The organism is Hyphomonas sp. UBA4494 (assembly GCF_002388935.1).
Taxonomy (GTDB): Bacteria; Pseudomonadota; Alphaproteobacteria; order Caulobacterales; family Hyphomonadaceae; genus Hyphomonas.
The window spans coordinates 85,103-91,571 of the sequence record NZ_DGNK01000026.1 but is presented as its reverse complement, the minus strand read 5'-3'; the positions used below and the strand labels follow the sequence as shown (position 1 = coordinate 91,571).

Annotated in this window: 4 protein-coding genes; 3 read left to right on the top strand and 1 reads right to left on the bottom strand. The window is 56.6% G+C overall.

The window, feature by feature from the left end:
- The coding region (gene mfd / locus B2P82_RS10205) for a transcription-repair coupling factor (protein WP_290496949.1) at nt 1-2,474 on the top strand (2,474 nt) is incomplete at its 5' end.
- Here mfd and B2P82_RS10200 read toward each other — a convergent pair.
- The gene (locus B2P82_RS10200; RefSeq protein ID WP_290496948.1) at nt 2,471-3,730 is read right to left on the bottom strand and encodes a PleD family two-component system response regulator; all 1,260 of its coding nucleotides are present in this window, start codon (nt 3,728-3,730) and stop codon (nt 2,471-2,473) included. The two genes, mfd and B2P82_RS10200, sit on opposite strands and share 4 nt — an antisense overlap.
- 116 nt (nt 3,731-3,846) lie before the next feature.
- On the opposite strand from B2P82_RS10200, the gene B2P82_RS10195 reads away from it, so the two are divergent.
- Both B2P82_RS10195 and B2P82_RS10190 read left to right on the top strand, forming a co-directional pair.
- Nucleotides 3,847-4,941 (top strand): CaiB/BaiF CoA transferase family protein, encoded by a 1,095-nt coding sequence (locus tag B2P82_RS10195; RefSeq protein WP_290496947.1) that lies wholly within the window; start codon nt 3,847-3,849, stop codon nt 4,939-4,941.
- Between the two features lie 230 nt (nt 4,942-5,171).
- A complete protein-coding gene (locus tag B2P82_RS10190; RefSeq protein WP_290496946.1) occupies nt 5,172-6,395 on the top strand; it encodes a dipeptidase in 1,224 nt (407 codons plus the stop codon).
- Nucleotides 6,396-6,469 lie beyond the last annotated feature (74 nt).

The window sequence follows — 6,469 nt, the reverse complement described above, 5'->3', positions numbered from 1 at the left end:
GGGAATTGGAGGCCGGGCTCGCTTCGCGAGCCACCGCACGTTTCTATCCATCCGAACCCAGCGCCGAAGCATTTGACCTGGGAGGCCGTGCTGGCCGTGATTTCGCCCCGGAACGCCTGCACGCAGACATCAATGTATTCGAAGCGGCGATTGCTCATGCCAAGCGTCTCCAATCTGACGGTCGCCCGGTTGTGTTTGCGGCATGGTCGGTTGGTTCAGCAGATCGCCTGATCAATGTCATGGCGGATCACGGCCTGACAGACTTGGCATTGGTGCATTCTCTCGACGCGGCAAAGAAGACTGACTTCACGGTTGTGGAAATCCCTCTGGAGTCAGGGTTTGAGACGCCGGACGTGGCTTTGATCTCGGAAGCCGACATTCTGGGCGACAGGCTGGCCGGGCCTAGGCGCAAGCGGAAGACAGCGAATTTCATATCAGATGCCGCCGCACTCAATCCTGGCGACCTGATCGTGCATATTGATCATGGGGTGGGGCGCTATGTAGGCCTCAAGACGCTCGACCTTACCGGCGCGCCGCATGACTGCCTTCATCTGGAATATGCGGGCGGTGACACAATATTCCTCCCGGTAGAGAATATTGACCTGATTAGCCGGTACGGAGCCGAAGATTCGGAAAACCAACTCGACCGTCTCGGTGGGGCAGGCTGGCAAACGCGTAAGGCCAAAGCCAAGAAGCGCATTCTCGAGATGGCAGCCGAGCTGATGCATATCGCCGCGGCCCGTGAGCTGAAGCGAGCAGATGCCGTCAATGCCGGGCAGGGCCTGTATGAAGAATTCGCAGCACGCTTCCCCTATGAAGAGACTGATGATCAGTTGAATGCGATCGAAGATGTCATTGGCGATCTCGCGTCAGGCAAGCCTATGGATCGACTGGTTTGTGGCGATGTCGGTTTCGGCAAGACGGAAGTCGCATTGCGCGGTGCGTTTGTTGCAGCGATGAGCGGTAAGCAGGTCGCGGTAATTGCGCCGACTACGCTGCTCGCGCGTCAGCACTACAAGACATTTGCTGAGCGCTTTGCAGGTTGGCCTTTGAAGGTTCGCCAATTGTCACGACTTGTCGGTGCGAAAGAGGCTGCGGAAACGCGCGAGGGGATTGCTGATGGTAGCGTAGATGTGGTGGTGGGCACACATGCGGTGCTCACAAAGACCATTGAGTTCAAGCGCCTTGGTCTGTTGGTAGTGGATGAAGAGCAGCGCTTCGGCGTAAAGCACAAAGAACGACTCAAAGAGTTGAAAGCCGACGTTCACGTCCTGACGCTGTCGGCCACGCCTATTCCGCGCACGTTGCAAATGGCACTTACAGGAATTCGCGATCTGTCGATCATCGCGACGCCGCCTGTCGATCGTCTGTCAGTGCGGACTTACATCACTGAGGAAGACACGGTTACTTTGAGGGAGGCCTTGCTTCGCGAGAAGTATCGTGGTGGACAGGCCTTCTTCGTGGCGCCGCGCATTCAGGATCTGGACAAGCTGGAACGCTTCCTTCACGACAATGTGCCTGAGGTTTCCTACATCGTTGCCCACGGTCAGATGGCAGCAGGCGAACTCGAAGACATCATGACAGCATTCTATGAGGGCAAGTATGACGTGCTGCTTTCGACGACGATTGTTGAAAGCGGACTGGACATACCACGTGCCAACACATTGATCATACACCGGGCCGACATGTTCGGTCTTGCTCAACTGTATCAGTTGCGCGGCCGGGTCGGCCGATCGAAGCTGCGCGCCTATGCCTATTTCACGACGCCGCGCGACAAGGTGATTACCGAGACGGCTGACCGCCGTTTGAAAATCTTGCAGTCGTTGGACTCTCTGGGCGCGGGCTTCCAGCTAGCCAGCCATGACCTGGACATGCGCGGATCTGGAAACCTTCTTGGCGACCAGCAATCTGGTCATGTTAAGGAAGTTGGCGTGGAACTCTACCAGTCCATGCTGGAAGATGCCGTCAATGCGCTGAAGGCCGGAGCGAGAGATGACGAAGACTTTGCGGATGACTGGTCGCCGCAAATCAATACCGGAGCGGCCGTGCTGATTCCGGAAAGCTACGTAGAAGATCTGAACATCCGGCTTTCCCTGTATCGACGCCTGTCTGAGATTTCGACGGCTGCGGAACGCGAATCCTTCGCCGCTGAACTGATTGACAGGTTCGGTCCGTTGCCGGATGAAACGAGGCAGTTGCTCGAAGTCACCGCAATCAAGGTACAGTGCAAAGTTCTGGGTATTTCCAAACTGGATGCCGGGCAGAAGGGCGCGGTCTTTGCCTTCCGCGAAGATACGGTACTCGATCCTGCGCGTTTGCTTGACGTTGTACGCAGTCGACCATCCCAGTTGCGGATCAGACCGGACTCCAAATTGGTTCACTCAGGACTTGGCGGCACACCCGAACAGCGTTTGTCGGGAATTCGTGGCTTCCTGAAAGAGCTCGAAGCTGCGGCTGGCCTGGTGCCCGCCTAGGCGGTTCTGGCTTTTTGGTAGACACCTGACCGAGCTTCAGACAACAGTCTGCGAGCGTCATGATAAGCGCGCTTTTCGGTGATGCGCCAGCCAAGACGTGCTGCAAGGTCTGGTGCCACCGCTTCCAACTCTCGAAACAAGCGATCGCAGATATGGACAGCACCTTTGTAGCCTGTCGCGGACAAGCTGATGGCAAACGTGTCCGGGTCGATGGTCACAGGCAGGTCTGTTTCTCGCATGTTTGACAGGACTACATTGGCGACGAGTTTTTTCTCGCGATGCGCAAGGCGATCATGTTGCGGATCGCAAATGACCAGAAGAGACAGCGAATCCCCTCGGTCTGCTGAAAGCTCGATCTGGTTCTGAAGATGCGCCTCAAAAAAGGTCTGGGAAAAGAGACCGGTTTCGGGGTGGCAAATTGTCGAGATGGGCGTGTTGTCTTTGGCTTTAAGCGATTGCACTTCGGCACGTCGACCGTAGGCGTCGACATGCGCCGCCAAGTCATGGGCGGGCGTGCAGGGTTCGAACACGTGAGACATGTATCGAATGATCGTTTCCAAACTATGCGAGGGTTCTGTGCCTTCACTGAGTAATCCGAGCAGAGGCGTATGTTCAAAATGGTCAATGGAAGCCGTCACCCAGTTGGCGAGCTTATGCAGGCTTCGAGGTTCCGACGTGATATCGAGCAAGATGGCTGCAAAGGCTCTTTGCCTGACATAGTCTGCCGCAGTATGGGCACTGAAGGCAGCCGTGACGGTGATCCCGCGCTCGCCGAGCGCAGCCTGCAATGCAAGAAAACGTGAAGACCCATCCCCGAGATAGAGGAGGTCCGGCACCGTCTCAGCGGAGGGCTCGGGCAATGTCACTCCGAAAGTAGCAGCCGTTTCCCGGCGCAAGCGCAATTCCGACATGCGGGCGCTGCGCCGTGTGATGGCGTCGAGCCTCCCTCTCAGGACGGATAAATCGCGGTCACGCGGAATGAAGACAGCATTGGCAAAATGTCCCGCCAAAGCCGGATCACCCAGGATCAGAATTGGCCGAAGCGATTGGCCAATGTCTTTGATGAACTGGATCAACGTGTTCTCATCGACGCTTTCTGTATCTAGGAGCAATGCTTCCGATGACGAATGTGAGATCGGGAAGTCTGCCCGGAATGGGCGCATGCGACCCGACCGCAGGCGCGACAGGATCATCTCCAGACGCGCACCTGCAGCCAATACTTCTATCGGTGGGTCAAGGTATGCGAGGTGGTTCATATGGCTCGTAAGGATTGTGTCGGGCGACGTTGCGGTACCCCTTCCTTTTGAGCCGCGCCGGCTTAATGATCCGCTAAATTGACCCGGTGAGACAAAAATAAAAGGTAGGATATGTCATGGCTCAAGGACCGTTGGATGGCGTTCGGATCGTAGAGTTCGCAGGTATTGGACCGGGACCCTTTTGCGGCATGCTGTTGTCTGATCTTGGCGCAGATGTGATTCGGATTGATCGGAAGGGTGATGGTCGCCCTGGCCGCGCCGCTGATGTGATGAGCCGGGGGCGCCGGTCCATCGGACTCAACCTGAAAGATCCTGCTAATGTCGAAACTGCGTTGAAGCTGATCGAGAAAGCTGATGGGCTGATCGAGGGTTTCCGACCCGGCGTCATGGAGCGCAACGGTCTCGGGCCTGATGTCGCGCTCGCCCGCAATCCGAAGCTGGTTTACGGGCGCATGACGGGATGGGGGCAGACCGGCGCGCTGTCGCATGCTGCGGGACATGACCTCAACTATATCGCCATTACAGGTGCACTTCATGCGATGGGCGATGGCGACGGTCGCCCGCGTCCGCCGCTCAATCTGGTTGGCGACTATGGAGGCGGCGCGCTCTATTTGGCGATGGGCCTGCTGGCTGGCATCGTGAATGTGAAAAATGGCGGCGAAGGCCAAGTTATTGATGTGGCGATGTCTGATGGTGCGGCTTCACTAGCGACCATGTTCTACGGAATGAAAGCGATGGGTCTCTGGACTGATGACAGAGAGGCAAACCTTCTGGATGGCGGAGCGCATTTCTATGACACGTATGAGTGCAGCGATGGCAAATGGGTATCGATCGGATCGATCGAGCCACAATTTTACGCTCTGCTACTGGAAAAAGCGGGTCTGACCGATCCCGGCTTTCAAGCTCAAATGGACCGCTCGAAGTGGCCTGATCTGAAGCAAAAGATCATGGCGGTGTTCAAGACTAAAACGCGCGATGAGTGGTGTGAGATAATGGAAGGCACTGACATCTGTTTTGCGCCAGTCCTCTCCATGTCAGAAGCGCCATCCCATAAGCACAATGTGGACCGTCAGACGTTTGTGGAGATCGAGGGAGTGGTTCAGCCTGCGCCCGCACCGCGCTTCTCCGCGACGCCCGGGGCCATCCAGGGGCGGCCAGCTGGACTGGGGGAACATTCCGGTGAGATCCTCAAAGATTGGGGAATTCAATAGACCGAGTTCGCCTCATAGATGAATGGGAGACAACCGGACGAACTGCAAGCCGTTCAGGTTGACCCTGCTAGTGAATGTCTTGTTGGGCACAGGTCTTGGGCAATTTGTCTGGACGTCTGCTCAACGTCCTTCTTGCTGAACTTGGTCGTCCCGCGGGACGACCATTTTTCTTGCGCCAGGTGGCATTGTCCTTACGCTTGCGAAAAAAGCATCAAGAAGAACGAGGCGTCATGAAACATCTTCCCTATATTCTGCCCGCTCTGCTGCTGGGGGCCTGTGGCGCGGACATCCAACCGGAAGAACCGGCCACACCGCGCGAAATTCATGAACGCGTTCTTGTGATGGATTCGCATCTGGACACGCCCGCAAATTTCTCAAAACCGGACTTCGATATTCTCGCTGACAACCCTTCGCGAATTGGACAAGTTCAAGTCGACCTGCCCAAAATGGAGCGAGGGGGGCTTGATGGCGGGTTCTGGGTGATATTCACCCCGCAGGGGCCTTTGGATGAAGCGTCGTATGAGGCGGCGAAACAGGCAGCGTTCACACGATCAGACGATATCCTCGCAATGGTCGAGGCCCATCCGGACGCATTCGAACTGGCCTACACGGCTGATGATGCTGAGCGCATCGTTGCGGAGGGCAAGCGGATCGTCTTCCAGTCGATCGAGAACAGCTACCCGCTTGGCACTGACCTGACCGTGCTTGAGGATTTTTATGAACGCGGTGTGCGACTCGTTGGGCCGGTGCATTTCCGGGACAACCAATTTGCGGACAGCGCCACAGATTTGTCAGCGACGGACCTCGGTGGGCTAACTCCGCTTGGAGAAGAATTGGTCCGGGAGGCCAATCGGCTCGGCATGATGGTGGATGGCTCGCATGCCGCCGACTCGGCCGTTGAAGACATCATGGAAATCTCCACGACTCCGATCGTGCTGTCACATTCCGGCGTGAAAGCCCTGTACGACCATCCCCGGAACATTCCGGATGATCTGTTGCGGCGTGTCGCGGAAAACGGCGGCGTTATCCAGATGAATGCCCTTGGATCATATATCGAGAATCTCGAGCCCCCTGCAGATCGCACGACCGCGCTGGAAGAACTGGCTGCCTCGTATGAGGGACGTTCGCCTTTCGACCTTACCGACGAAGAGCGCAAGCAGTACATGGCACGCCGTGGCGAAATCGATTCGGCCTATCCAATGCCGCTTTCCTCGTTTGAAGTGTTCATGGAGCAAATGCTGTATGCGCTTGAGATCGTTGGACCGGAACATGTCGGTATGGGCGCAGATTGGGATGGCGGCGGCGGCGTTGCCGGCATGGAGGACGTCTCTCTCTTGCCAAAGGTGACGGAACGCCTGCTGGAAGAGGGCTATACAGAAGCTGACCTGGAGAATATCTGGGGCGGAAACCTGCTTCGAATCATGCGCCAGGCCGAGGCAGCAAAGGCCCAATAGGCTCATCAGGCCGGACTGAAGAAATTCGACCAGCGGTGACGTTGGAGTCTTGCAAAGAGACAGACCTCTATGTA